Source organism: Pantoea sp. Ap-870 (assembly GCF_011752515.1).
Taxonomy (GTDB): Bacteria; Pseudomonadota; Gammaproteobacteria; order Enterobacterales; family Enterobacteriaceae; genus Pantoea; species Pantoea dispersa.
This window is the reverse complement of the sequence record NZ_VWXG01000001.1, coordinates 404332-430091: the sequence shown is the minus strand read 5'-3', so window position 1 is coordinate 430091 and position 25760 is coordinate 404332. Positions and strand designations below refer to the sequence as shown.

Here is a 25760-nt window from a genome sequence, read left to right as displayed (position 1 = left end):
ATTTAAGCGCCGTTGACCGTCAGCCACGCGCCACCACGACACACGGCGCACTCCCTTGCGCCGCTACGCTGAGTAACAGGTTGCGTTACTCCACGTCCGCACTGCTGGCAAGCTGCGACGCTTTCTGCTTTTTGTACGCCAGCGCGGCCGCCGGCACCGGCGCCGCCTTGCCGGTTTCCAGCCAGTCGCGCAGGCGGTTGGCATCGGCAAAGTGGGTATATTTGCCAAACGCATCCAGCACCACCAGCGCTACCGGGCGGTTATTAATCATGGTACGCATTATCAGGCAGTGACCGGCCTCGTCGGTGTAACCGGTTTTGGTCAGTTGTATGCGCCAGTCATTTTTGTACACCAGGTGGTTAGTATTGCGGAACGGCAGCGCGTAGCTGGGGTGTTTAAACACCGCCGTCTCCTCTTTGGTGGTGCTCAGCTGACCAATCAGCGGATACTGGCGCGTGGCCTTGAGCAGCTTCACCAGATCTTCCGCACTGGAAACGTTATGCAGCGACAAACCGGTCGGCTCTACGTAGTGGGTGTGCGTCATGCCGAGCGCGCGCGCTTTGGCGTTCATAGCGCGGATAAAGGCGTCGTAACCGCCGGGATAGTGATGCGCCAGGCTGGCCGCCGCGCGGTTTTCCGAGGACATCAGCGCCAGCAGCAGCATGTTGCGGCGGCTGATTTCACTGTTGAGCTTCACGCGCGAGAATACGCCGCGCATTTCGGGCGTCTGGCTGATATCCACAGACAGCATTTCGTCCATCGGCAGCCGGGCATCCAGCACCACCATCGCAGTCATCACTTTGGTGATCGACGCGATAGGCCGCACCCGATCCGGATGGCTGGAAAACAGCACTTTGTTATTATCGAGATCGACAATCAGCGCGCTGCCGGAGGCGATTTGCGGCTGGGCAATCGGCGCCAGATCGGCCAGTTTTGCTGCGGCGGCGAGCGCCGGAGTCATCGCAGCTGGCGCGGCGACAAACAGCGCCAGCGACAGCAAAGAAATACGCATTTTTACAGACATCGTGTCAAAAAAATCCGGTGAGGAGGTTTGCGCTGTGTCGAAACACAGGCCGCCGGCGTCAGGCCTGATGCGACGCGGGCTGGCTGCGCTATCATACGCGCTCGTCTGCGAAATTTCTTAGGGAGATTGTTTCCGGGCGTTAAAAAAAAGGCGGGCATGACAAACGCTGCCAGGCGCAGCGGGATCAGTCAGGTCGCCATGGCTGACGACCTGACCCTTACCACGGTCAGAACAAGCGTGGCCCGTAACCCCACAGAATCACCGTCAGCGCCAGCAGCACCTCGAACACCAGCACGCCAATCGCCAGCGTCGAGCCGGAGAAGCGCAGGCTCTCTTCACGGTCAATATTGAGGAACACCGGGATGCCGACGTACAGCAGATAACCGGTGTACATCAGCGCTATCGCCCCGGCCAGCACGCACAGCCACACCAGCGGATAGAGCGCCACCAGCCCGCTGATAAACAGCGGCGTCGCCACATAGCCGGCAAATACGGTACAGCGCTGAATGCTGGGACGCTGCGGATAGTCGCGCGCCATCCAGTGAATGACGCGGCCCATCACCGCCACACCGCCTAAGATGATCAGGTAAAACAGAATGCCGAGACCAATACCGGTCAGCATGTTGAGTTGCACGAACTGCCCTTCGCCCAGATTCCAGCCCAGCTGCGTAGTGCCAATAAAGGCGCAGATCACCGGGATCGCCGCCATCAGCAGAACGTGATGGGTGTAATGGTGCGAAACGCTCTCGTTTTCCTGCTTGATATCACGCATCTCCTGATTGGGATGCGCCAGAAGACCCCAGACATGATTCATACAATCACTCCTCTGATGCGACGGGCTGCCCCAGCGATCAGGCTGTCCAATGCAGGCAGCTTCAGTTCAAGTATAATCGGCGCGGCTGTTTTTGCGGCCAGCGGCACAAAAAAAGCCGCAGCCAGCTAGACTGTTAGCTGTATCGCTTACCCAGGGAGGAAAAATTGCACATCGATATCAATGGATTAATCACCCAGTACGGTTACCTGGCGCTGCTGATTGGCTGCATTGCCGAAGGGGAAACCTTTACCCTGCTGGGCGGCGTCGCGGCGCACGAGGGCCTGCTGCATTTCAGCGGCGTGGTGCTGGCGGCGATGGGCGGCGGCATCATTGGCGATCAGCTGCTGTTCTGGCTTGGCCGCCGCTATGGCACGCGCATTCTGCGGCGCTTCCGCAAACATCAGGACACCATTAAAAAAGCTAACCGGCTGATTCAGAAGCACCCCAGCCTGTTTGTGATTGGCGTGCGCTTCATGTACGGCTTTCGCCTGATTGGACCGATTATTATCGGAACCAGCCGCCTTAAGCCGCTGCGCTTTTTCGTGCTTAACGTCATTGGCGCCGCGCTGTGGGCGCTGATTTTTGTCACCCTCGGCTACTTCGCCGGTGAAATTATTACGCCGTGGCTGCACAAGCTTGATCAGCACCTCAAGCACTTCATCTGGCTGGCGGCGGCAATTGTGTTCGGCATCGTGCTGCGCTTTGTGATTCGCCGCTGGAACCGCCGCCGCGCCGGTTAACTGTGGTAACCCTTGAACTGCGGGTTGGCCAGCATGAAGCCGCCGTCGACCACGAATGACTGTCCGGTGGTGTAAGTGGCCCATTCCGAGCACAGCCACGCCACCAGACTGGCGATTTCGCGCGTATCGCCAGGGCGGCCAATCGGGATTTCCGGCATGCGCCGGCTGTGCGCCTCGCTGTTGCTCATGTCATTCATCGGCGTGGCGATAGCGCCCGGCGCCACGGCATTCACCAGAATGTGGTGCGGCAACAGGCTCAGCGCCATCGATTTGGTCAGCCCGCCAAGCGCATGTTTGGCTGCGGTATAGGCAGCGGCGTCCGGCAGCGGCGTATGCTCATGCACCGAGGTGATGTTGATGATGCGCCCGCCGTCGCCCTGATCCACCATATGACGCGCGGCAATCTGCCCGCAAACAAAGGCGCCGTCTACGTCAACGGTAAAGACTTTGCGCCAGTCCTCAAAGGTCACATCGAGAAAATCGGCTTTGGTCATCACGCCGGCATTGTTCACCAGCACATCAATGCGCCCCAGCGAATTGATCAGCTGCGCCAGCTGCTGCCCGCCAGCCTGCGGATCGGACAGATCGAGCTGCCGCACCTGGGCCAGCTGGCCTTTACTCTCCACCAGCCGCGCGGTCTCCTGCGCGCCCTCTTCATCCGAGCGCCAGGTGATGCCGACGGTGTAGCCGGCCTCGGCCAGCATCACGGCGCAGCTGCGTCCAATCCCCGAATCTGAAGCGGTCACTACGGCGACTTTCTGTTTGCCCAGTGTCATAACGTTCTCCTGCCTGATGGGTGTCTTCACAGTATAGAAGTTATCGTTCTGTGCCACGCCGCAGCCGATTCTGCCGTTTCGTCTATAGTTAACAATCGGATAGCGTTCAGGAGGCAGGATGAGCAAGATTAAACGCAGAATTGACGACCACGGCGTCATCGGTGATTTACGCACCTGTGCCCTGATCGCGAACGACGGCACCATTGATTATCTCTGCTGGCCCGAACTCGACAGCCCCTCCGTGTTTGCCGCCCTGCTCGACAGCGACGAAGCCGGCCTGTTTTCGCTGGCACCGCAGTGGCAAAACGCGCGCCAGCAGCAGCTTTACCTGCCCGATACCAACATTCTGCAAACCCGCTGGCTTGATGAGGCCGGCGTGGCGGAAATTACCGATTACATGCCGATCTGCGATGAGCGCAGCAAAGTGCCGCGCCTGGTGCGGCGGGTAAAAATGATCCGCGGCACCGCCACCTTTGATCTGCGCTGCGCGCCGCGCCACGACTATGCCCGTGCCGAAACGCGCACGGAGACGCGCCCCGGCGGTATCGCCTTTGTCGCCGAAGGCCAGCCGTCGCTGCGCCTGAGCGCCACGGTGGTGATGACGCGCGAACCGGACAGCGCGGTGGCGCAGTTTACCCTGCAGGCCGGTGAGCACGCCGAATTTGTGTTTGGCAACGATGACGATCCGCAAGTGCAGCATATCGCGACCGAGCGCTGCTTTCGCGATACCGTGGATTACTGGCGGCGCTGGAGCAGCCACAGCTCCTATCGCGGCCGCTGGCGCGAGATGGTGACGCGCTCGGCGCTGGCGCTCAAGCTGCTCACCTCGCACCAGCACGGCTCAATTGCAGCAGCCGCCACCTTTGGCCTGCCGGAAGAGCTGGGCGGCGAGCGTAACTGGGATTACCGCGCCTCGTGGATCCGCGATGCCTCGTTCAGCATGTACGCGCTGATGCGGCTCGGCTATGTGGAAGAAGCGCGTGACTTCACCCATTGGGTCGGCCGCTGCGTTGAGCACAGCCACGACGATACGCCGCATTTGCAGGTGATGTACCGCCTCGACAGCGGCACCGAGCTGCACGAAACCGAACTGCTCAACCTTTCCGGTTACGCCAACTCGCGCCCGGTGCGCATCGGCAATGATGCCTGGCGTCAGACGCAGCTGGATATTTATGGCGAGCTGATGGATGCGGTCTACCTTGCCAATAAATACGGCGAAGCCATCTCGCAGCGCGGCTGGCGCCATGTGTCCAGCATGATTGACTACGTCTGCGTTAACTGGAACCAGCCGGACGCCGGTATCTGGGAGATGCGCGGCGAGCCGGAGCACTTTCTGCATTCGCGCCTGATGTGCTGGGTGGCGCTGGACCGCGCACTGCGGCTGGGCATGAAGCGTTCGCTGCCGATGCCGTACGATCGCTGGGATCGGGTGCGCAGTGAGATCCGCGACGACATCTGGCAGAACTTCTGGAACGATGAACTCGGCCACTTCACCGCCACGCGCGGCGGTAAATACCTGGATGCGTCGATGCTGCTGATGCCGCTGGTGCGCTTTGTCAGCTCGACCGATCCGGAGTGGATCGCCACGCTGGATGCCATTAAAACCCATCTGGTGAGCGACGGTTTAGTGCGGCGTTATAACATCAGTGAGACGCCCGCCGATGCGCTGACCGGTGGCGAGGGTGCGTTTGCCGCCTGTTCGTTCTGGTATGTGGAGTGTCTGGCGCGCGCCGGGCGGGTGCATGAGGCGCACTTCGAGTTTGAAAAGCTGCTGAGCTACGCCAATCCGCTGGGGTTATACGCCGAGGAGTTTACCTCGCACGGCAACGCGCTAGGCAACATGCCGCAGGCGCTGACCCATCTGGCGTTGATCAGTGCCGCGTTTTTCCTTAACCGTAAACTGAGCGGCGAAGTGACGCTGTGGCAACCTTAAAAAAATTCACATTTTGGGCGGCGTGGCAAAGAGAATAGTCTGTGAAACGCCGCGTTTTGCGTAAAGTATCTTCAACCAGCGAAAATCCTGATTCCCATCATTGCGCCTATGCACATATAATGCGCAGCGGGTTATTCTGACCCTGATGGGTTCGACACACTGACAAGCCAATAAAATGGCCATAACGACTTGTAAAAACATGAAAAAAAGCATTCGCGCGTTCGCTTCACTCGCCCTCGTACTGGCGGCGTTCAGCCAGTCGGCCTTTGCAGTCGTCTATCCGCTGCCTCCAGCGAATAGCCGCCTGATTGGCGAAAATATTGAAATCACCGTGCCAGACGACAGCAAACTGCCGCTGGAAGCGTTTGCGGCGCAGTACCAGATGGGCCTCAGCAACATGCTGGAAGCCAATCCAGGCGTGGACGTTTACCTGCCGAAAGCAGGCACTAAAATGGTGATCCCACAGCAGCTGATTCTGCCTGACGCACCGCGTGAAGGCATCGTGATCAACAGCGCCGAGATGCGTCTGTATTACTACCCGAAAGGCACCAAAACTGTCGTGGTGCTGCCGATCGGTATCGGCGAGCTGGGTAAAGATACGCCGGTTAACTGGACCACCGCGGTTGAGCGCAAGAAGAATGGCCCAACCTGGACGCCAACCAAAGCGATGCACGCAGAGTACGCGGCGCGCGGCGAGAGCATCCCGGCCGTGTTCCCGGCAGGTCCGGATAACCCGATGGGCCTGTACGCGCTATACATTGGTCGTCTGTATGCGATTCACGGCACCAACGCCAACTTTGGTATCGGCCTGCGCGTGAGCCACGGCTGCGTGCGTCTGCGTGCAGACGACATCAAATGGCTGTTCGACAACGTGCCAGTAGGTACGCGCGTCCAGTTCATTGACCAGCCGGTAAAAGCCACCGTTGAGCCAGACGGTTCGCGCTACATCGAGGTTCACAACCCGCTGTCGACCACAGAAGAGCAGTTCAACTCACGTGAACTGGTGCCAATCAGCCTGACGTCCGCCGTGACCAAAGTGGTGGCCGATGCCAGCACCAATCAGGATGCCGTGAACAATGCTATCCAGGCACGTACCGGTATGCCGACCAAAATCAACGGTCAGCCGGGCGAAGCCCAGCCTGCGCCGGTGATGGTACAAGAGTCTTCTGACGCGATGCCGAAAGAAGAGCCGATGACGCCGCAGGGTGCCACCGCCGTCGCGCCACAGGCCGATGCGCAGCAGCCCGCTGAAGCCGCTCCGGTTGAGCAGGCCGCGCCGGCACAGCCTGCCAGCAACGGCAACAGCCTGTAAGGGTTTGCTGTCGATGATCAAGCCAGCCGCAGGGCTGGCTTTTTTATTGCCCGATCGCCGGGATCATTGTGCGGTTGTGTCGCGGCGCAGTTGCGCGCTCAATCGTGCGGTCGGCGTAACGCCAGCCAGCCCGCCACCAGAGTAAACACCAGCACCACCAGCACTAACAGCAGAAAGCCGTGCGGATTGTTCGCCAGCGGAATGCCGCCCACGTTCATGCCAAAAAAACCGGCTACGATATTGATGGGCAGCGCCAGCACGGTGATTGAGGTGAGCAAAAACAGCGTTCGGTTGCTCTGCTCCATCAGGCGGGCAGCGATCTCCTCCTGCAGCAGGCGAATGCGCTCCATCAGGCTGGCAAGATCGTTAAGCGCTACGCTGAACTCCTCGGTGAAAATCCGCAGCTCACTGAGCGGTTCCCGGTTGAGCCAGTTTGGCGGCCGGTTAAGCAGGCGAAACAGCGCGGCCGGCTCCGGCGCCAGCAGCCGCTGGACGCGCAGCAGCATGCGGCGCAGATGGCCCAGCTCGCTGCGGTTGGCTTTGATCGCCGCGCTCAGCAGCCGCTCTTCTATCGCATCCACCGCCTGGCTGGAGCGCCGCACCACCTGCTCCAGCTGCGCTTCCTGTTCGCCGAGCAGCCACAGCAGCATCGCATCCGGCGCGCTGAAGCACAGCCGATCAATCTGCTGATGCATACGTTCAATCATGCCAACCGGGCGATAGCGCGCGCTGACCATCACCTGCGGCCGGCACCAGATCCACAACGTCGCATTTTGTGTGTTGCGCTCCTCTTTACTAAAGGTGACGTCATTCAGCACCGCCAGCAGCGCATCGTTTTGCTGCGCCAGCCGGGTGCGCGGCGAGGCCGAATGAATCTCATCGAAAAAATCGTCATCTACGCTGAAGTGGTCCTGAACCCAGCGCTCGGCGCGGGCATGATTCAGGTTAATGTGCAGCCAGAGAAAGCAGCCGTCGGGTAAGGTGTGCCGCGCCAGCTGCGCGGCCTCGCGGGCGTTGAGCCGCTGTGGCGGCGCATCCGGGTTGAACAGGTAACCGTGAATCAGTCCGGCAACTTCGTTGTTGAAGTCGGGCAGCGAGGCAAGCGGCAGAACAGGCTGGAGCATAGCGGCGTGAAGATCCCAGAGCGGTCAGATCCACAGCCTGCGACAGGTCTGTTACAGCATGATGACAGCCCGCGCTGGCATCATCATTCTGTCATACAAAACCCGTATCACACTGCAGTTAACGGGTGCCATTTGTGCATCGTTAATTCACCCCGGGGGGTGTGTTATGGCTGAAAACAGTTTCCCTGCATCATCGTCCGCCCGCGGACGGCCCAATCTGCACCCGCGCAGCGGTCGCGCCTCGCGCATGCTCTTTCTGCTGCTACTGGTGGCCGGGCTGCTCTTTACCGGCATCAACCTGTTTAACGACGTAGAAGAGACCGGCGCGGTCGTCACCAGCTATACGCCGTTCCTGCTGCTCGGCGTGGCGCTGCTGATTGCGCTCGGCTTCGAGTTTGTTAACGGCTTCCACGATACCGCCAACGCCGTCGCCACGGTGATCTACACTCACTCGCTGTCGCCGGGCGTGGCGGTGGTGTGGTCCGGCTTGTGTAATTTCCTTGGCGTACTGCTCTCCAGCGGCGTGGTGGCGTTTGGCATTATTTCGCTGCTGCCGGTGGAGCTGATTCTGCAGGCGGGCAGCGGTCACGGTTTCGCCATGGTGTATGCGCTGCTGTGCTCGGCGATTGTCTGGAACCTTGGCACCTGGTATTTCGGCCTGCCCTCTTCCTCTTCGCACACGCTGATCGGCTCGATTATTGGCGTGGGCGTGGCGAATGCGCTGCTGCACGGCCGCAGCGGCACCAGCGGCGTCGACTGGGATCAGGCGGTTAAAGTCGGTTACGCCCTGCTGCTGTCGCCGGTGATAGGCTTCATCTGCGCCGCCGTGCTGCTGCTGGCCATGAAGGCATTGGTGCGCAATCGCCAGCTGTATCAGGCGCCGGAAGGCAATCAGCCGCCGCCAGCGTGGATTCGTGGTCTGCTGATCCTCACCTGTACCGGCGTCTCGTTTGCCCACGGCTCGAACGACGGTCAGAAAGGCATGGGGCTGATTATGCTGATCCTGGTTGGCACCATGCCGATCGCCTATGCGCTCAACCGCTCGCTGCCGCCGGAGCAAATTCCGCGCGTGGCGGCGTTAACCCAGGTGACCGAACAACAGTTGCTGACGCTGCAGCCACCGCCCGCCGCAATGCCGGCAGCGCGTGAGGTGCTGACGGAATATGTACGCACCAGCCAGAACCGGCCGCAGGTGCTGCCAGCGCTCGGTATGATGCTCGGCGATATCGGCGAACAGATTCGCCAGTACGGTTCGGTAGAAAATATTCCGGCGCAGGCGGTCACCAATACGCGAAACGATATGTATCTCGCCTCGGAGACCATCAAGCATCTGCAATCGGCCAACGTCGCGCTGCCGGAAGAGACGGCGCGCAACCTGACGGCGGTGAAGCACGAGCTGGACGCGGCCACGCGCTTTATCCCGATGTGGGTCAAAGTGGTGGTGGCGATTGCGCTGGGTCTCGGCACCATGGTCGGCTGGCGCCGGATTGTGGTTACGGTGGGTGAGCGCATCGGCAAAACCCATCTCACCTATGCGCAGGGTGCCAGTGCGGAGCTGGTGGCGATGGCTACTATCGGCGCGGCCGATGCCTTTGGTTTACCGGTGTCGACCACCCATGTGCTGTCGTCCGGCGTGGCCGGTACCATGGCGGCCAACCGATCCGGCCTGCAGCTCGCCACCCTGCGTAATCTGGCGCTGGCGTGGGTGCTGACGCTGCCGGTATCGGTGCTGCTGTCAGGGCTGCTGTATGCGCTGTTTATTAATCTGGCCTGATAGGCTCTGAAGACTGCTGGTGCAGGCGCAGCGTAATCAGGAACGCGCCCAGCACCATCAGTGCTGCCGCCAGATACACCGACTGCATGCCCCAGTGGCCGATTAACAGCCCCGCCACCGGTCCGGTCAACCCCAGCCCCAGATCGAGAAACGCCGAATAGGTACCGAGCGCCGATCCCTGATCCTGCTGCTGTACCCGCTTCACCGCTTCCACGCCCAGCGCCGGGAACACCAGTGAGAAACCGCCGCCGGTGAGGAAGGCGCCAATATCCACCAGCCAGCTGCTGTCCGCCTGCCAGATCAGCAGCAGACCGGCGCCCTCCAGCACGAAGGAGATCAGCGAGACCTGCAGCCCGCCGAAGCGCGTGATATAGCGCCCGCACGCCAGCCGCACCAGCACGAAGCCGAGGCTGAACAGCGTCAGCGCGAACGCCGCGCCGCTCCAGTCGCGACTGGCGAAATAGAGGGTAATGAAGGTGGAGATCACGCCAAAGCCGATGGTGCCAAATCCCAGCGCCAGGCCAAACAGCCAGACGCGGCTGACCACGCGATGAAACGGAATGCGCACGCCGGCGCTGACGCTGACCGCCGGCTTGCCGGAGGCCATCCAGAAGCCGATCGCCCCCATCAGAGCGACCAGGCCAGCAAAGCCGCTGATGCCAAAAATCTGATTCAGCAGCACGCCCAGCGGCGCACCAATCGCCATGGCAAAGTAAGTCGCCACGCCGTTCCACGAAATGACCCGCGCGGTTTGCCGCGGGCCGACAATGTTCATGCCCCACAGCGTCGAGCCGGTACTGCTAAAACTTTCCCCGACGCCGAGAAACAGCCGCCCCAGCGCCAGCAGCGTCAGGCTCAGCAGCGGCGCGCCGCTGCACAGTGCGGCGATAATCGACAGCACGCCACTCATGCCGCAACACACCAGCCCCATCATCACCACGCGTTTCGGGCCGTAGCGATCGGCCAGCCGGCCAGAGTGCGGGCGGCTGAGCAGCGTGGCGAAATATTGCAGACTGATGATCAGCCCGGCGATAAACGAGCTGAAGCCCAGCTGGTTATGCACAAACCCCGGCAGCACCGCCAGCGGCAACCCGACGGACAGGTAGCAAAAGAAGGTGAAAACGATGACGGAGAGGATGCGTTTATTTAACTGAGCATTACTCAGTACAGCGGCGTCAGACATGGAAGATGGCGTCAGAAACGTGGTGAAAGCGAAGGTTCACTATACCGGTTAGCAGACTAAGGATCGCGGCTTTTTTTGTTATAAAACATGGCGGCAGCGCACACTTTCACCGGGTGATCGCTGGCTTGCCCGTTAACGCGGCGGACCTGACGGTTCAGGTACCACCGCTCAGGTTCAGATGCAGGACACCTGGGCCATGCGTGCGGCGTGGCGTTCAATGGCGCTGGCGATCTCGGCGGAGACACGCAGCGTGCGGATCTCGCTGAACAGGCCGTCGGCCTCATGGTAGGCTTTGCGCAGATAGCCCAGCCACTGCTTGATGCGCGCAACGTGATAGTTGCCGGTATCACCCTGCTTCTCCAGCTGGGTGTAGCGCAGCAGCAGCTCAACCACCTGCGACCACGGCATCGGGGCTTCGTTGTATTTCACCACGCGCCCCAGGTTAGGCACATTGAGCGCGCCGCGCCCGAGCATGACCGCGTCGCAGCCGGTAATGCGCAGGCAATCCTGCGCATCCTGCCAGTTCCAGATTTCGCCGTTGGCGATCACCGGAATTGTCAGACGCTGGCGAATCTCACCAATCGCCTGCCAGTTGATGCTCTCTGCGCGATAGCCGTCCTCTTTGGTCCGGCCATGCACCACCAGCTCGCTGGCACCGGCCTGCTGCACCGCATCGGCGATCTCGAAACGCCGCGCGCCCGAATCCCAGCCGAGCCGCACTTTCACCGTGACCGGCAGATGAGCGGGCACCGCCTCGCGCATCGCTCTGGCACCGCGATAGATCAGCTCCGGATCTTTCAGCAGCGTCGCACCGCCGCCGCTGCCGTTTACCAGCTTCGACGGGCAGCCGCAGTTGAGGTCAACGCCCCACGAGCCCAGCTCCACCGCGCGTGCGGCGTTTTCTGCCAGCCACTCAGGATACTGGCCCAGCAGCTGCATGCGCACGCGCGTACCGGAGGGCGTCCGGCTGTGATGGTGCAGCTCCGGGCACAAACGGTAGAAGGATTTTACCGGCAGCAGCTGATCGACCACGCGCAAAAACTCGGTGACGCACAGGTCGTAGTCATTCACGCCGGAGAGCAGTTCACGTACCAGCGAATCCAGTACGCCTTCCATGGGTGCCAGTAAAACCCGCATACCGTTACGCGTTCCCGTTGCTCTTCGCTGCCGGACGACGTGAGCGCGCCGGTTTACCCGCGTTGCCAGCCGCCGGGCCGTTGTTGCCCGAACGACGCGGTGCACGCGCCTCGCCCTGTGGACGCGCGCCGCCGTTACCGGCGCTGGCACGCTGACCATTGCCGCCGCTGCGGCTGCGCGGTGCGTCAGCACCTTGACCCGGCGCGCGGCCCTGGCCACGTCCGCGTGGCTGCTGCTGACGGCCATTCTGAATCGGCTCCGCCTTGATGCTCGGATCCGGCTCAAAGCCCGGCAGCGCAATGCGCGGAATTTCCCGCTTCAGCAGGCGCTCGATATCACGCAGCAGCTTGTGCTCGTCCACGCACACCAGCGACAGCGCAGCACCGGTGGCCGCGGCACGACCGGTACGGCCGATGCGGTGCACGTAATCTTCCGCCACGTTCGGCAGCTCGTAGTTGACCACGTGCGGCAGTTCTTCGATATCCAGACCGCGCGCGGCAATATCCGTCGCCACCAGCACGCGAATGCCGCCGGTTTTGAAGTCGGCCAGCGCACGGGTACGCGCGCCCTGGCTCTTATTGCCATGGATCGCGGCGGCAGTGATGCCATCTTTGTTGAGCTGCTCAGCGAGGTGGTTAGCACCGTGCTTGGTGCGGGTGAACACCAGCACCTGCTGCCAGTTGTCGCGACCAATCATCAGCGACAGCAGTTCCCGTTTGCGCTTCTTATCGACAAAATGCACCTGCTGCGACACCTGCTCGGAAGCGGTGTTGCGGCGTGCCACTTCCACCTGTTCCGGGTTGGTGAGCAGTTTTTCCGCCAGCGCTTTGATCTCATCCGAGAAGGTGGCAGAGAACAGCAGGTTCTGCCGTTTGGCCGGCAGTTTTGCCAGCACGCGGCGAATGTCGTGGATGAAGCCCATGTCGAGCATACGATCCGCTTCGTCCAGCACCAGGATTTCCACCTGGGACAGATCGACCGCGTTCTGGTGCGCCAGATCGAGCAAACGCCCCGGCGTGGCGATCAGTACATCGACGCCGCCGCGCAGTTTCATCATCTGCGGATTAATGCTGACGCCGCCGAACACCACCAGCGAACGCATATTGAGGTACTGGCTGTATTCACGTACGTTTTCGCCAACCTGCGCCGCCAGTTCACGGGTTGGAGTGAGGATCAGCGCACGTACCGGACGGCGACCGCGCGCCGCTGCCGGTTTTTCTGACAGACGCTGCAGCAGAGGCAGCGTGAAACCGGCGGTTTTACCCGTGCCGGTCTGGGCGCTCGCCAGCAGGTCACGACCGGCCAGCACCACGGGAATCGCCTGACGCTGGATTGGCGTCGGTTCACGGTAGCCCTGTTCTGCTACCGCACGCAAAATATCGGCATTCAAGCCGAGAGAGTCAAAAGACATGCAGGTGTATTACTCCGAACCGCCCTGATCGCGCTGCGCGATGTAGTTTTCAGGGGGGATATGACGCAGCCTCAAGGCCTGCGTGTGAAAAGGGCACAAACTACCATGCGTAAGAGCGGCAGTGTAGCAGCTTTCCGTAAGAACCGCGACCAGCAAAACGTGAGGGTGATGGGCCGCTGCGCGGTAGCGCATAAAAAAGGAGCCGCAGTGGGCTCCTCTTTTCTTGCTGGCACGTCCGCTTAGCTGCGTTTTTTCTGCACGCGCTGCGGTGGCTCTTTGGCCAGCAGCGACACCAGCGCCGGGCCCACCAGCATTACCACGCCCAGACAACCAATCAGCAGATTGTTGTGGATGAAGCGTGAAATCAGGAACAGCGTCAGCATCGCCGCGCCGAAGTAGTATGTCGTCGTCACTTCTTCCAGAGAGTCACCAAAGCGGCGCAAACGGGCACTACGCTGCAGGGCCAGCATGGTGATGAACACCAGCGCATAAGCTGCCACCAGGGTACTGCTCACTTCGACCAGTGCCTTATGTTTCCAGCCCCACACCAGCGCCGCGATCACCAGCAGGTGGGTCGCAATATGCAGGCAGGTTTGACCGGTAACAATCTGAACACGATTAGACCATTTCATTCTCTTCTCCTGGCAGACCCAACAGGTCGCCCAAGTGTATCTGACCGCAGCCAGACGGATTTCCTCAATGTAAAGCAAATTTCGGATAACACCCTAATTTTCTGTCTCCAGCACCACCCATTTGTGACAAAGACTACACTTTGTTCTGTTGATGATGAAAAGGAGCGCGTCGCAGTATGCCACAAAACACGCAAGGATCTTCATTTAAAGTCCTGACGATCAATACCCATAAGGGGTTCACCAGCTTTAACCGTCGCTTTATCCTGCCGGAACTGCGCGACGCAGTGCGCGCGACTTCGGCGGATATCGTCTTTTTACAGGAGGTGATGGGCACGCACGCCATCCACTCCGCACACATTGAAAACTGGCCGGAAAATTCGCACTACGAATACCTTGCCGACACCATGTGGCACGATTTCGCTTACGGCCGCAACGCGGTCTATCCCGAGGGCCATCATGGCAACGCGATACTGTCACGCTTTCCGATCACCGAATACCAAAACCGCGATATTTCTGTCGCCGGCAGTGAGAAACGCGGCATGTTGCATTGCCAGATTAGCCTGCCGGATCGGCCGGAACCGATTCACACGTTATGCGTGCACCTCGGCCTGAAAGAGAAGCACCGTCTGGCGCAGATGCGCATGATGTGTGAACTGATTGAGTCGCTGCCACCGGATGCGCCCCTGGTGGTGGCCGGCGATTTTAATGACTGGCAGGTACGCGCTAATCGATTCTTACAGCGCGGAGCCGGTCTGCAGGAGGTGTTTAGCATGAAAAACGGTCGCCCGGCGCGCACCTTCCCGGCGCGCTTTCCGCTGCTGCGTCTCGATCGCATCTATATCCGAAATGCGTCGGTGAGCCAGCCGTGGGCGCTGCCGGTGAAACCCTGGTCACATCTGTCCGATCATGCCCCGCTGGCCGTGGAGATCTTTCTATGAATTTCAGCTGGCGCGAAGGTAACCAGCTGCGGCTGCTGGAAAATGGCGATCAATTCTTTCCGCGCGTCTCCGGCGCGATTCAGCGCGCCCAGCGTACGCTGCTGCTGGAGACGTTTATCCTGTTTGAAGATGAGGTCGGTAAGGCGCTGCACCGCGATCTGCTGGCCGCCGCGCAGCGCGGTGTTAAGGTGGAAGTGATGGTGGATGGCTACGGCTCGCCGGATCTTTCCACCCAGTACATCAACAGCCTGACCGAAGCAGGCGTGCGCTTTATCTATTACGATCCGCGTCCGCTGGTGATGGGCATGCGCACCAACGTGTTCCGCCGTCTGCATCGCAAAATTGTGGTAATTGATGAGGAGATTGCGTTTGTCGGCGGTATCAATTTCTCCGCCGAGCACAACACCGATTACGGGCCGGAAGCCAAGCAGGATTACGCCGTGGAGGTGAAAGGGCCGGTGGTGCTGGACATCGCACGCTATGTACAGCAGGCGATCGGCAGCGAACAGGTAACGCGCCGCTGGTGGGGCGCGCGCTCCCAGCGCCTGGCGGTGAACGCCCTGCCCGGTGATGCGCAGGTGCTGTTTGTCTACCGCGATAACGATGAGCACCGCGATGACATCGAACAGCACTATCTCGATATGCTGCGCAAGGCGAAGCAGGATGTGATTATCGCCAACGCCTACTTTTTCCCCGGCTATCGCCTGTTGCGGGAAATGCGCAGCGCGGCCCAGCGCGGTGTGCGCGTGCGGCTGATTGTGCAGGGTGAACCGGACATGCCGATTGTCAAAGTCGGCGCCGAGCTGCTGTACAACTATCTGGTGGATGCTGGCGTTGAAGTGTACGAATACTGCCGTCGCCCGCTGCATGGCAAAGTGGCGGTGCAGGATCAGCAGTGGTCAACGGTCGGTTCCAGCAACCTCGACCCGCTCAGCCTGTCGCTGAATCTCGAAGCCAACCTGATCATTCACGACCACGCCTTCAACCAGACGCTGCGCGATAACCTTGAGCAGCTGCTGGCTGCGGACTGCGTGCGCGTCGATGAAGACAAGCTGCCGCCGCGCACCTGGTGGCAGCTGACCAAAAGCGTCATCGTGTTCCATTTCCTGCGCCATTTCCCGGCCATCGCCGGCTGGCTGCCTGCCCATACGCCCCATTTGTCTCAGGTCGATCCGCCGGTGCAGCCGGAAATGGAAACCCAGGACCGGGTTGAAGCCGATAACGAAGGAGCGAAACCCTGATGAGCAAAAAGAACCCGCGCTGGCAGTTAGCGAAAAAAATCCTTACCTGGCTGTTCTTCATTGCGGTGATCGTGCTGCTGGTGGTTTACGCACGCAAGGTGAACTGGGAGGACGTGTACAAGGTCATCGTCGGCTATAACCGCTACGTGGTGCTGAGCGCCGCCGCGTTAGTGGTGGTGAGCTACCTCACCTACGGTCTGTACGATTTGATTGGCCGCGCCTACTGCGGGCATAAGCTGGCGAAACGTCAGGTGATGCTGGTGTCATTCATCTGTTACGCCTTTAACCTGACGCTGAGCACCTGGGTGGGCGGTGTGGCGATGCGCTATCGCCTCTATTCGCGCCTCGGCCTGCCCGGCGGCACCATCACGCGCATCTTTTCACTGAGTATTGCCACTAACTGGCTCGGCTACATTTTGCTTGGCGGCGTAGTGTTTGTCTCCGGCATGGTGCCGATTCCGCCCGGCTGGTTCATCGGCGAAGGCACGCTACGGGTGATTGGTGCGGTCCTGCTGGCGATGGTGGCGGTTTATCTGTGGGCCTGTGCTTTCGCGAAGAAGCGCCGCTGGACGGTGAAGGGCCAGCATCTGCAGCTGCCCTCACTGCGCATGGCGCTGTTTCAGTTTGCCGTTTCCTGCGCCAACTGGATGGTGATGGGCACCATTATCTGGCTGCTGCTGGCGCGTGAAGTGGATTATCCCATCGTGCTGGGCGTGCTGTTAATCAGCAGTATTGCCGGGGTGATTATTCATATTCCGGCGGGCATTGGCGTGCTGGAAGCAGTGTTCCTCGCGCTGCTCAGCGGCCAGCATGCTTCGCACGGTGAGATTATCGCCGCGCTGCTGGCTTATCGCGTGCTCTATTTTATTCTGCCGCTGCTGCTGGCGCTGGTGCTGTATCTGTGGCTGGAGAGCCGCGCGAAGCATTTACGGCAGAAGAATGAGCGCAAGATGGCGGCACGATAAGGCGTGCCAGGCGCAGGCTGAATAACGCGTAATACATTGCGCCGCTACGGAGAAGGTGAAACGGGCTGATAAGTACAAACCGTTCACCTGGCCGTAGCGGCGCGATTATTTTCACAGCCTTAATGGCTGGTTACTCTTAGCGACGGTTACCGAAAATCCGCAGCAGCATCAGGAACAGGTTGATGAAATCGAGATACAGCGTCAGCGCGCCCATGATGGAGAAGCGGCGCAGATTCTCTTTATCGTTAACATCAATGCCCTCACCGATGGCTTTCAGCTTCTGCGTGTCATAAGCCGTCAGGCCCACAAACACCAACACGCCGATATAGGTAATCGCCCACATCAGCGCCGGGCTTTTCAGCCAGAAGTTCACCAGCGACGCCAGCAGAATGCCGATCAGCGCCATAAACAGCAGGCTGCCGAAGCGGCTCAGATCGCGTTTGGTGGTGTAGCCGTAAAAGCTCATGGCACCAAACATGCCCGCGGTAACAAAGAAGGTACTGGCGATCGACGAGTAGGTATAAACAAGGAAAATACTCGCCATTGTCAGCCCGGTCAGCGCGGAATAGAGCATAAACAGCCCGGTCGCCACGGCGCCGCTCATGCGCTGCACCATGCCGGAAAGCACGAACACCAGCGCCAGCTGCGCGATAATCAGGCCGAAGAAGGTGATGCGATTGGCAAACACCAGCTCCATGACGGCAGGCGTGCGCGCGGCAAACCACGACACAAACGCCGTCAGCAGTAAGCCGCAGGTCATCCAGCCATACACCTGCGCCATATAGGTTTGCAGCCCGGTCGACGCCTGCTGCACGATTGAACCATTACGTGGATATCGATCCATGATGCACCTCTTTAAAAGTTACTGATAACGTCAGTGTGAAGTGTACACCACCGATCGTCAACGGCGCGTCATACACTGCTGATATCGCCCGTCAACCCGCTGGGCAAACCACGCGGTGGTGAGATTACGGGTAATTTTCGGGCTCTCCAGCTTAATGCCCGGCAGCACTTCGCGCGGCAGACGTTTTCCCGCCATTTTATCGGCGAGGATAAAGGTCTGTTTCCACAGCGTGCTGTCGCTGAAGCTTTTGCTGTCGCCCTTCTCCAGATCGCGGCGAATTTCCCGCGGGCTCATGTCCAGCTGCTTCGCCAGCGTGCGCACCGCCAGTTCGGTGGCGCTCGCCTGTTCGCTGCCGTAGCGGATCAGGTCGCCGTCCAGCGCCAGTTTGATGCCGCTGGCACGCGCCACCGCAGCCTGGAACGCGGCGTTGCGGCTGGCGTACCAGCCGGCGTTGAAGTCAGCGAAGCGATACAGCGGCTGGCTGTACTCCACCGGATAGCCCAGCAGGTGCAGCGTGCCGAAGTAGATACCGCCGCGCCGGCTAAAAACTTCGCGCCGGATCGAACCGTCAATCGGGTACGGATAGCCCTGTGCATGCGCTTCGGCAAAGGCAATGCTGACCTGCATCGGCCCGCCGGTGTGGATTGGGTTGAGATTGCCGAACAGCTTCTGCCCCATCGGCACCATATCGATAAAGTCATCGAAAATGGCGCTCAGCTCTTTCTCGCTGTGCACCTTATCGAGACGTGCCGCGTAGCTCTCGCCGTTGGAGGATTTGATCAGTAACGCGGTGCGCACCAGAAACGCCGGCACGTGCACGCTGGCGGCGCGGCGGTCGATCTCCGCCCAGGCGATTTTTGGCAGACCCGGCACGGTGGCATCGGCGCTGAAGTTAGATTCCTGATCGGTCACGGCGATCACCGCGCAAATGTTGCTGGCGCTGGCGTCGATGTGCTGCACGCGCAGCGCGGTATAGATGTCGTCGGCCCAGGCCGATTTTTGCGTGACGTGGGCGGGCAGCAATTGCTGAATTTGCGCTTTCACGTCAGCGGGCTGGCGGGCCGGCAGCTGCGGCTCCTTTTTGGTGCTGCATCCGGCCAGCACCAGCGCAGCCAGCAGCGCTGCGCCTCGTAATATTGTGGTGGTGTTCATCCTGCTCCCTGATAAGCCAGCAAAAACCGTACCTTACCGTTTTCGTGGTCTGGCGGCTATCAGCGCGGGCGGATTTTGCGCGCTAGTTCCAGCGTTCGGCGGCCTGATGGTCGCTGTCGCGGGCATCGACCCAGCGATCGCCCTGCGCGGTGGCTTCGCGCTTCCAGAACGGCGCGCGGGTTTTCAGGTAATCCATGATGAATTCACTGGCGGCAAAGGCGCTGCCGCGATGGGCGCTGCTGACGCCAACGAACACGATCTCATCACCGGGGAACAGTTCGCCTACGCGATGAATCACCGTCACCTGCTGCAGCGCCCAGCGCTGACGCGCATCCGCCACAATCTCTGCCAGCGCTTTTTCCGTCATACCCGGATAGTGCTCCAGCGTTAACGCGGCCACGCTGTCGCCAAGATTGTGGTTGCGGACTTTGCCGGTGAAGGTGACGACCGCGCCGTCGCTGTCATGCGCTGCCAGCAGCGCATACTCGTCGCCAACGTTAAACGGCGCGCTGCCGACGCGAATTCGGGTTGTCATGCTCAGCCTCCGGTAACCGGCGGGAAGAACGCCACTTCATCGCCGGCGCGCAGCGGATGATTCATCGGCACCAGCGTCTGATTCACCGCCGCCAGCAGCTTGCCGGACTCCAGCGCCAGCGCCCAGCGATCGCTTTTCTGCGCCAGCGCCGCGCGCAGCGTGGCGACGTCAGCATACTCTGCCGCCAGATCCAGCGTGGCGGTGCCGGTCAGTTCGCGCACCTGGGCAAAAAACAGCACCTTAATCATGGCGCACCGCCTGGAAATCACCGGATTTACCGCCGCTTTTGCTCAGCAGCCGCAGCTGGTCGATGACGATATCTTTCTGCACCGCTTTGCACATGTCGTAGATGGTCAGCGCCGCGACCGACGCGGCGGTCAGCGCTTCCATTTCCACGCCGGTTTTGCCGCTCAGGCGACAGCGCGAGGTAATGCGTACGCGGCTGTGCTCCGGCTCAGCCACCAGCGTCACCTCGACTTTGCTCAGCATCAGCGGATGGCACAGCGGAATCAGTTCCCAGGTACGCTTCGCCGCCTGGATGCCGGCAATGCGTGCGGTGGCGAAAACATCGCCTTTGTCATGGCTGCCGTCGAGGATCATTTGCAGCGTGGCCGGCTGCATCAGCACCAGCGCTTCCGCCTGCGCTTCTCGCACGGTGTCAGTTTTGCCGGAGACGTCCACCATGTGGGCTTCGCCGGCCGCGTTGATATGGGTTAACGAGGACATGCTTATAACTTCTTCAAATGTGAGACAAAATTACACGGACGCGTACGCGCATCCAGCTGGGCTTCAATGATCCGCTCCCATGCGCTGCGGCAGGCACCGGTTGAGCCCGGCACGGCAAACAGCAGCGTCTGGTTGGCCAGACCGGCCACCGCGCGTGATTGCAGCGTCGCGCTGCCGATCTCCTCGTAGGAGATCATGCGAAACAGTTCGCCAAAGCCGTCAATTTCGCGATCCAGCAGCGGCAGCAGCGCTTCCGGCGTACTGTTTTTACTGTTAAAGCCGGTGCCGCCGTTAATCAGCACCACCTGCACATCTTCACTGGCAATCCAGCGCGACAGCGTGGCGCGGATGCGATAACGGTTGTCCGGGACGATGGCGTGATCGACCACCTGATGCCCGGCTTCGGTCAGCGCCTCACGCAGATAGTCGCCAGAGCTGTCACTGCTGGCGTCGCGGCTGTCAGAGACGGTCATCACCGCCGCATTTAAGGCGACAAAATCGCCGGAAGGTTTACCCATGGCCGTAACTCCTGTGTTTAGCCACCAATGAAGGAGAGGTTCTGCGTGATGCCGGTATTGCCCTGATGCAGGAAATGCGTCTGCTTTTTCTGCCCGAGGCTGTGGGCGATGCGCGCCTGCAGCTCGGCCTGCTGATCGTCGGAGGCCAGCAGATCGCGCAGCGGCACGCCGCCGTCGCCAAACAGGCACAGATGCAGGTTACCGATCGCCGATACGCGCAGGCGATTACAGCTGGCGCAGAAATCTTTTTCATACGGCATGATCAGGCCAACTTCACCCTGATAATCCGGATGGCGGAACACCTGGGCCGGGCCATCGCTGCGGCCGCGCGGCTGGCGCTGCCAGCCCTGCATGATCAGCTGATCGCGGATCACCTCGCCGGACACATGATGACGGCGGAACAGATCGCCGCCCTCGCCGGTTTCCATCAGCTCGATAAAGCGCAGCTGAATGGGCCGGGTGCGGATCCACGCCAGAAAGGTCTCCAGGCTGTGGCTGTTGACGTCGCGCATCAGCACGCTGTTGACTTTAACGGTGCTGAAACCGGCATCAAAGGCCGCATCAATCCCCGCCATGACTTCATGAAACTTGTTCTGCCCGGTAATGGCGTGAAACTGCCGTGCGTCGAGGCTGTCGACGCTGACATTGATATGGGTGAGGCCTGCCGCACGCCAGGCGCCGACATCGCGCGCCATGCGGTAGCCATTGGTGGTCATAGCGATCTGGCGGATCGCCGCGTTGTCGCGCACGGCGGCAATGATATCGGTGAAGTCGCGCCGCATCGAGGGTTCGCCGCCGGTCAGGCGCACTTTTTCGGTGCCCGCCGCCGCAAAGGCACGCGTCACGCGACGAATCTCATCCAGCGAGAGAAAACTTTTGTTGTGCACGCCGTTCGGCCGGTAGCCGTCGGGCAGGCAGTAGGTACAACGGAAGTTACACACATCCGTGACCGACAGGCGCAGATAATAAAAGCTGCGCGCATAGGCATCTGTAAATTGTGGCACCTGAACACCTTTCCAAAGTACGGGAGATGCAGTCATTTCTTTCTGCACCCTGGCAGCTCGCGGCTGCGGCCAGGCATCCATATCACACGACTTAGGAACGCAAGGCTTGGGAGTCTGTTGTCATTGTGGACAACACGGTTAAAGCAAATGGTAGCGCGATTTGACGCTCGCATCCATCGGCATTTATCGCTATATATATTGATACATAACGTTATTTCACCGCATTTTCGCGACAGGATACGGTAAAATGCGCGACAGATATTGATACACATCAGTTGAACGCCGTCTGCACCTCACGTGCGGCGTTTTTAAGGAGCAGCATGAATCGTACCCTGGCAGATTTGGATCGCGTGGTGGCACTCGGCGGCGGCCACGGCCTTGGCCGCGTGATGTCGGCGCTGGCGCCGCTGGGCTCACGCCTGACCGGCATCGTCACCACCACCGACAACGGCGGATCCACCGGCCGCATACGCCGTTCAGAAGGCGGCATTGCCTGGGGCGACATGCGCAACTGCATTAATCAGCTGATCACCGAACCCAGCGTGGCCTCTGCCATGTTCGAGTATCGCTTTACCGGCAACGGCGAACTGGCCGGGCATAATCTGGGCAATCTGATCCTGAAAGCGCTCGATCACCTCAGCGTGCGTCCGCTGGAAGCCATCAATATTATCCGCAACCTGCTGAAGGTGGATGCGTTTCTGATTCCGATGTCGGAGCAGCCGGTGGACCTGGTCGCGCAGGATAGCGAAGGCAATATGGTGTACGGTGAAACGGCGATTGACGAAATGAAGCAGGCGCCGGAAGAGCTGATGCTGCACCCCAATGTGGTGCCGACGCGTGAAGCGCTGGACGCCGTCGCCGAGGCCGATTTGATCCTGATTGGTCCCGGCAGCTTTTACACCAGCCTGATGCCGATTCTGCTGATGGAGGAGATGGCACGCGCGCTGCGCCGGACGCCTGCCACCATGGTGTTCATCGGTAATCTCGGGCGCGAACTGAGTCCGGCGGCAGCCAGCCTGACGGTCGCCGACAAGCTGGCGATGATGGAAAAAGCCATTGGCAAACGGGTGATTGACGCCGTAGTGGTCGGCCCGTCAGCAGACACGCGCGGCGTCACTGAGCGGTTGATCGTGCGCGAACCGCTGGAAGCCGCCGATATCCGCTATCGTCACGACCGCCAGCTGCTGCGCCGCGCGCTGGAACATGCCATTCAGGCGGTTTAGCCGGCGCGCAACGCGACAGCCGGCTTCAGATTAAGAGGCGGCGATAAACAGTTCACGCAGCTCGTGCAGCTGGTCGCGCACCCGCGCGGCCTCTTCGAACTCCAGGTTCTGCGCGTGCTGCTGCATCTGCCCTTCCAGCTCGTGGATCTTCTTCTGCATGGCCTGTGGCGTGAGCGCCAGATAGCTGGCCTCAGCCTCGGCGGCAGTGCGTGAAGCCGTTTTACCTTTGCCGCGCGTTTTCACCACGTTTTTGCCCAGCTCAAGAATATCGGTGATTTTCTTGTTCAGGCCCTGCGGCACAATGCCCCGCTCTTCGTTATAACGCTGCTGCTTCTCGCGGCGGCGCTCGGTCTCTTCCATCGCCCGCGCCATCGACGGCGTGATCTTATCTGCGTAGAGAATCGCTCTGCCGTTGACGTTACGCGCCGCGCGTCCGATGGTCTGAATCAGCGAGCGCTCGGAGCGCAGGAAGCCCTCTTTATCGGCGTCCAGAATCGCCACCAGCGACACTTCCGGCATATCCAGCCCTTCGCGCAGCAGGTTGATCCCCACCAGCACGTCAAACTCCCCGAGACGCAGATCGCGAATGATCTCCATACGCTCAACGGTATCAATGTCGGAATGCAGATAGCGCACCTTCTCGCCGTGCTCTTCAAGATACTCGGTGAGGTCTTCGGCCATGCGCTTGGTCAGCGTGGTGACCAGCACGCGCTCGTTGATTTCGACGCGCTTACGGATCTCCGACAGCAGATCGTCGACCTGGGTCGCCACCGGACGCACCTCAAGGATCGGATCGAGCAGACCGGTAGGCCGCACCACCTGATCGATGACGTCGCCACCCGATTTCTCCAGCTCGTAGTTACCTGGCGTGGCCGAGACGTAAATGGTCTGCGGTGCCAGCGCTTCAAACTCTTCAAAGCGCAGCGGACGGTTGTCCAGCGCCGACGGCAGGCGGAAACCGTACTCCACCAGCGTCTCTTTACGCGCGCGGTCACCGCGATACATGCCGCCAATCTGCGGAATAGTCACGTGGGATTCATCGACCACCAGCAGGCCATCCGCCGGCAGGTAATCAAACAGCGTCGGCGGCGGCTCGCCCGGTCCGCGCCCGGAGAGATAGCGCGAATAGTTTTCAATGCCCGAGCAGTAACCGAGTTCGTTCATCATTTCGAGGTCAAACTGGGTGCGCTGGGTGATGCGCTGCTCTTCCAGCAGTTTGTTGTTCTCCAGCAGCACTTTGCGCCGCACCGCCAGCTCATCCTTGATCTCTTCCATCGCCTGCAGAATACGCTCGCGCGGCGTCACATAGTGCGTCTTCGGGTAGATGGTGAAACGCGGAATCACCGAGATCACCTGGCCGGTCAGCGGGTCGAACAGCGACAGGCGCTCAACCTCTTCATCAAACAGTTCAACGCGCAGACCAATGTCATCGGATTCCGCCGGGAAGATATCGATCACTTCGCCGCGCACGCGGAAGGTGCCGCGCTGGAAAACCTGATCGTTGCGGGTGTACTGCAGTTCGGCGAGGCGGCGCAGAATGCTGCGCTGGTCGATGATCATGCCGCGCGTCAGATGCAGCATCATTTTCAGGTAGAGATCGGGATCGCCCAGGCCGTAGATAGCAGAAACCGACGCCACCACAATCACGTCGCGGCGCTCCAGCATCGCTTTAGTGGCAGAGAGACGCATCTGCTCGATGTGCTCGTTTACCGCCGCATCTTTCTCGATGAAGGTATCCGAACTGGGCACGTAGGCTTCCGGCTGATAGTAGTCGTAGTAGGAGACGAAGAATTCGACCGCGTTATCCGGGAAGAACTCTTTCATCTCACCATACAGCTGTGCCGCCAGCGTTTTATTCGGTGCCATTACCATGGTCGGCCGGTTGAGATCGGCAATGACGTTGGCGATGGTAAAAGTTTTTCCTGAACCGGTAACCCCCAGCAGCGTCTGGTGCGCCAGTCCATCCTCCAGCCCTTCTTCAAGACGACGAATCGCCTCAGGCTGATCGCCTGAAGGTTTGAAAGCGGAGTTGAGTTTAAAGGCTTTACTCATGGTATTACGGTTCCTGCTGAAGAAGTCGGCGGGCAGGCTGGTAATTCTACTCTGCTATGGCGATTTTGCCAGAAAAAAATACTGGATATAATTACAGATATACTGCACGATGATGGGGAGATGTCGCGATTCGCTTCAGCGTAATTTATGCGGTAATCCGGAAGCGTTTGTTGCGCAAGGTTATCCCCAGACGAGCAACGCTTTTAACAATTGTCAATAGAACGTCATTAAATTGCAGTCTGATGACAAGCCAGACAATTCTCAGGCTTGCTTTTAAATAACCTGCTGATTTAAAAGAGATTGACTCAAAAGCCCAGTTTCGCAGCATTATGTATGCAACCCGCGTATTTCCTCGCTTGCGCCCGGTTTTCAGTCGCTAATGCACAAGGTTATCCACAGGAATAGTGGATAACTGAATCCAGCCCCACGTCCATCGGCTGTGTATAATTTTCCCCTCGCTTATCCTGCTGTGCGAAAAAATTTTTTTTGCGATTATTTTTCCATCATCCCGTGCGGCTTTAACTATTCTTTTGGCGTACCCCATCGTGCCGTAACGGGAAAAAGCCCAGCGTTAAGGCCACTTATTTCTTCAGTCCCTGCCTTATGACAGTACAGATGCACCAGAAACGTTAAGCAGTCAGCACCGTCAAAGTGCAGGCGAGTTATTACTGTGGGCAATTGTTAAGCTTTTCTCATCAATTA

General features: G+C 59.9%; 24 protein-coding genes and 1 riboswitch. Of the genes, 8 read left to right on the top strand and 16 right to left on the bottom strand.

Going from position 1 to position 25760, the window contains the following annotated elements:
- Positions 1-85: 85 nt before the first annotated feature.
- Together pbpG and F3J41_RS02125 are read right to left on the bottom strand one after the other, a co-directional pair.
- Positions 86-1024: a D-alanyl-D-alanine endopeptidase gene (gene pbpG, locus F3J41_RS02130; RefSeq protein WP_058769479.1), complete on the bottom strand. Its 939-nt coding sequence runs from the start codon at positions 1022-1024 to the stop codon at positions 86-88.
- A 226-nt stretch (positions 1025-1250) separates the two neighbouring features.
- Positions 1251-1838, bottom strand: a complete 588-nt coding sequence (locus tag F3J41_RS02125; RefSeq protein ID WP_059011173.1) for a Yip1 family protein — start codon at positions 1836-1838, stop codon at positions 1251-1253.
- 164 nt (positions 1839-2002) lie between these two features.
- Here F3J41_RS02125 and F3J41_RS02120 point away from each other — a divergent pair, with 164 nt between their 5' ends.
- A complete protein-coding gene (locus tag F3J41_RS02120; RefSeq protein WP_021508476.1) occupies positions 2003-2578 on the top strand; it encodes a DedA family protein in 576 nt (191 codons plus the stop codon).
- On the opposite strand, the gene F3J41_RS02115 is transcribed toward F3J41_RS02120, so the two are convergent.
- A complete protein-coding gene (locus F3J41_RS02115) occupies positions 2575-3354 on the bottom strand; it encodes an SDR family oxidoreductase (protein ID WP_058757839.1) in 780 nt (259 codons plus the stop codon). The two genes, F3J41_RS02120 and F3J41_RS02115, sit on opposite strands and share 4 nt — an antisense overlap.
- A 118-nt stretch (positions 3355-3472) precedes the next feature.
- On the opposite strand from F3J41_RS02115, the gene F3J41_RS02110 reads away from it, so the two are divergent.
- Both F3J41_RS02110 and F3J41_RS02105 read left to right on the top strand, forming a co-directional pair.
- Entirely contained in the window at positions 3473-5287 is a 1815-nt protein-coding gene (locus tag F3J41_RS02110) for a glycoside hydrolase family 15 protein (RefSeq protein WP_021508478.1), read from the top strand.
- Between the two features lie 199 nt (positions 5288-5486).
- Positions 5487-6599, top strand: coding sequence for a L,D-transpeptidase family protein (locus F3J41_RS02105; protein ID WP_058775308.1), 1113 nt, complete (start codon positions 5487-5489; stop codon positions 6597-6599).
- Positions 6600-6697: 98 nt separating this feature from the next.
- On the opposite strand, the gene F3J41_RS02100 is transcribed toward F3J41_RS02105, so the two are convergent.
- Positions 6698-7723: a transporter gene (locus tag F3J41_RS02100; RefSeq protein ID WP_058769476.1), complete on the bottom strand. Its 1026-nt coding sequence runs from the start codon at positions 7721-7723 to the stop codon at positions 6698-6700.
- A gap of 166 nt (positions 7724-7889) precedes the next feature.
- Here F3J41_RS02100 and F3J41_RS02095 point away from each other — a divergent pair, with 166 nt between their 5' ends.
- Positions 7890-9497, top strand: coding sequence for an inorganic phosphate transporter (locus F3J41_RS02095; protein ID WP_166709805.1), 1608 nt, complete (start codon positions 7890-7892; stop codon positions 9495-9497).
- On the opposite strand, the gene F3J41_RS02090 is transcribed toward F3J41_RS02095, so the two are convergent.
- The 4 genes from F3J41_RS02090 to F3J41_RS02075 form a co-directional block, all read right to left on the bottom strand.
- A complete protein-coding gene (locus tag F3J41_RS02090) occupies positions 9484-10680 on the bottom strand; it encodes an MFS transporter (RefSeq protein WP_166709803.1) in 1197 nt (398 codons plus the stop codon). The genes F3J41_RS02095 and F3J41_RS02090 overlap by 14 nt on opposite strands.
- 174 nt (positions 10681-10854) lie before the next feature.
- Positions 10855-11817, bottom strand: a complete 963-nt coding sequence (gene dusC / locus F3J41_RS02085; protein ID WP_031279875.1) for a tRNA dihydrouridine(16) synthase DusC — start codon at positions 11815-11817, stop codon at positions 10855-10857.
- A gap of 4 nt (positions 11818-11821) precedes the next feature.
- Positions 11822-13228: an ATP-dependent RNA helicase RhlE gene (gene rhlE / locus F3J41_RS02080; RefSeq protein WP_058757842.1), complete on the bottom strand. Its 1407-nt coding sequence runs from the start codon at positions 13226-13228 to the stop codon at positions 11822-11824.
- 239 nt (positions 13229-13467) lie between these two features.
- Entirely contained in the window at positions 13468-13860 is a 393-nt protein-coding gene (locus F3J41_RS02075; RefSeq protein ID WP_021508485.1) for a YbhQ family protein, read from the bottom strand.
- Positions 13861-14036: 176 nt separating this feature from the next.
- On the opposite strand from F3J41_RS02075, the gene F3J41_RS02070 reads away from it, so the two are divergent.
- Genes F3J41_RS02070 through F3J41_RS02060 form a run of 3 tightly spaced genes read left to right on the top strand, consistent with a single transcriptional unit; the run spans position 14037 to position 17004 of the window.
- Positions 14037-14798, top strand: coding sequence for an endonuclease/exonuclease/phosphatase family protein (locus tag F3J41_RS02070; protein ID WP_021508486.1), 762 nt, complete (start codon positions 14037-14039; stop codon positions 14796-14798).
- Entirely contained in the window at positions 14795-16039 is a 1245-nt protein-coding gene (clsB, locus tag F3J41_RS02065) for a cardiolipin synthase ClsB (RefSeq protein WP_058757843.1), read from the top strand. Before F3J41_RS02070 ends, clsB begins: the two co-directional genes overlap by 4 nt.
- Positions 16039-17004 carry a lysylphosphatidylglycerol synthase domain-containing protein gene (locus tag F3J41_RS02060; RefSeq protein WP_058757844.1) on the top strand — a complete coding sequence of 322 codons (966 nt, stop codon included), beginning with the start codon at positions 16039-16041 and terminating at the stop codon, positions 17002-17004. The genes clsB and F3J41_RS02060 overlap by 1 nt, the downstream gene beginning before the upstream one ends.
- 136 nt (positions 17005-17140) lie before the next feature.
- Here F3J41_RS02060 and F3J41_RS02055 read toward each other — a convergent pair whose 3' ends face one another.
- The 7 genes from F3J41_RS02055 to moaA all read right to left on the bottom strand — a co-directional run bounded on the left by F3J41_RS02055 (position 17141) and on the right by moaA (position 21783).
- Complete coding sequence (locus F3J41_RS02055) at positions 17141-17848, bottom strand: Bax inhibitor-1/YccA family protein (RefSeq protein WP_166709801.1); 708 nt, start codon at positions 17846-17848, stop codon at positions 17141-17143.
- 57 nt (positions 17849-17905) lie between these two features.
- Positions 17906-19000 (bottom strand): DUF1615 domain-containing protein, encoded by a 1095-nt coding sequence (locus tag F3J41_RS02050; protein ID WP_127833823.1) that lies wholly within the window; start codon positions 18998-19000, stop codon positions 17906-17908.
- 82 nt (positions 19001-19082) lie between these two features.
- Positions 19083-19535, bottom strand: coding sequence for a molybdopterin synthase catalytic subunit MoaE (gene moaE / locus F3J41_RS02045; protein ID WP_021508491.1), 453 nt, complete (start codon positions 19533-19535; stop codon positions 19083-19085).
- 2 nt (positions 19536-19537) lie between these two features.
- Complete coding sequence (gene moaD / locus F3J41_RS02040; protein WP_058757846.1) at positions 19538-19783, bottom strand: molybdopterin synthase sulfur carrier subunit; 246 nt, start codon at positions 19781-19783, stop codon at positions 19538-19540.
- Positions 19776-20261 carry a cyclic pyranopterin monophosphate synthase MoaC gene (gene moaC, locus F3J41_RS02035; RefSeq protein ID WP_058757847.1) on the bottom strand — a complete coding sequence of 162 codons (486 nt, stop codon included), beginning with the start codon at positions 20259-20261 and terminating at the stop codon, positions 19776-19778. The genes moaD and moaC overlap by 8 nt, the downstream gene beginning before the upstream one ends.
- Before the next feature lie 2 nt (positions 20262-20263).
- Positions 20264-20779 carry a molybdenum cofactor biosynthesis protein B gene (moaB, locus tag F3J41_RS02030; RefSeq protein ID WP_021508494.1) on the bottom strand — a complete coding sequence of 172 codons (516 nt, stop codon included), beginning with the start codon at positions 20777-20779 and terminating at the stop codon, positions 20264-20266.
- A 17-nt stretch (positions 20780-20796) separates the two neighbouring features.
- Positions 20797-21783, bottom strand: coding sequence for a GTP 3',8-cyclase MoaA (gene moaA / locus F3J41_RS02025; protein ID WP_021508495.1), 987 nt, complete (start codon positions 21781-21783; stop codon positions 20797-20799).
- A riboswitch (molybdenum cofactor riboswitch) is annotated at positions 21772-21908 on the bottom strand. (Overlaps the previous gene by 12 nt.)
- A gap of 195 nt (positions 21909-22103) precedes the next feature.
- Here moaA and yvcK point away from each other — a divergent pair.
- Entirely contained in the window at positions 22104-23006 is a 903-nt protein-coding gene (gene yvcK / locus F3J41_RS02020) for a uridine diphosphate-N-acetylglucosamine-binding protein YvcK (RefSeq protein ID WP_021508496.1), read from the top strand.
- A gap of 30 nt (positions 23007-23036) precedes the next feature.
- On the opposite strand, the gene uvrB is transcribed toward yvcK, so the two are convergent.
- Entirely contained in the window at positions 23037-25058 is a 2022-nt protein-coding gene (gene uvrB, locus F3J41_RS02015) for an excinuclease ABC subunit UvrB (RefSeq protein ID WP_021508497.1), read from the bottom strand.
- Positions 25059-25760: the final 702 nt, after the last annotated feature.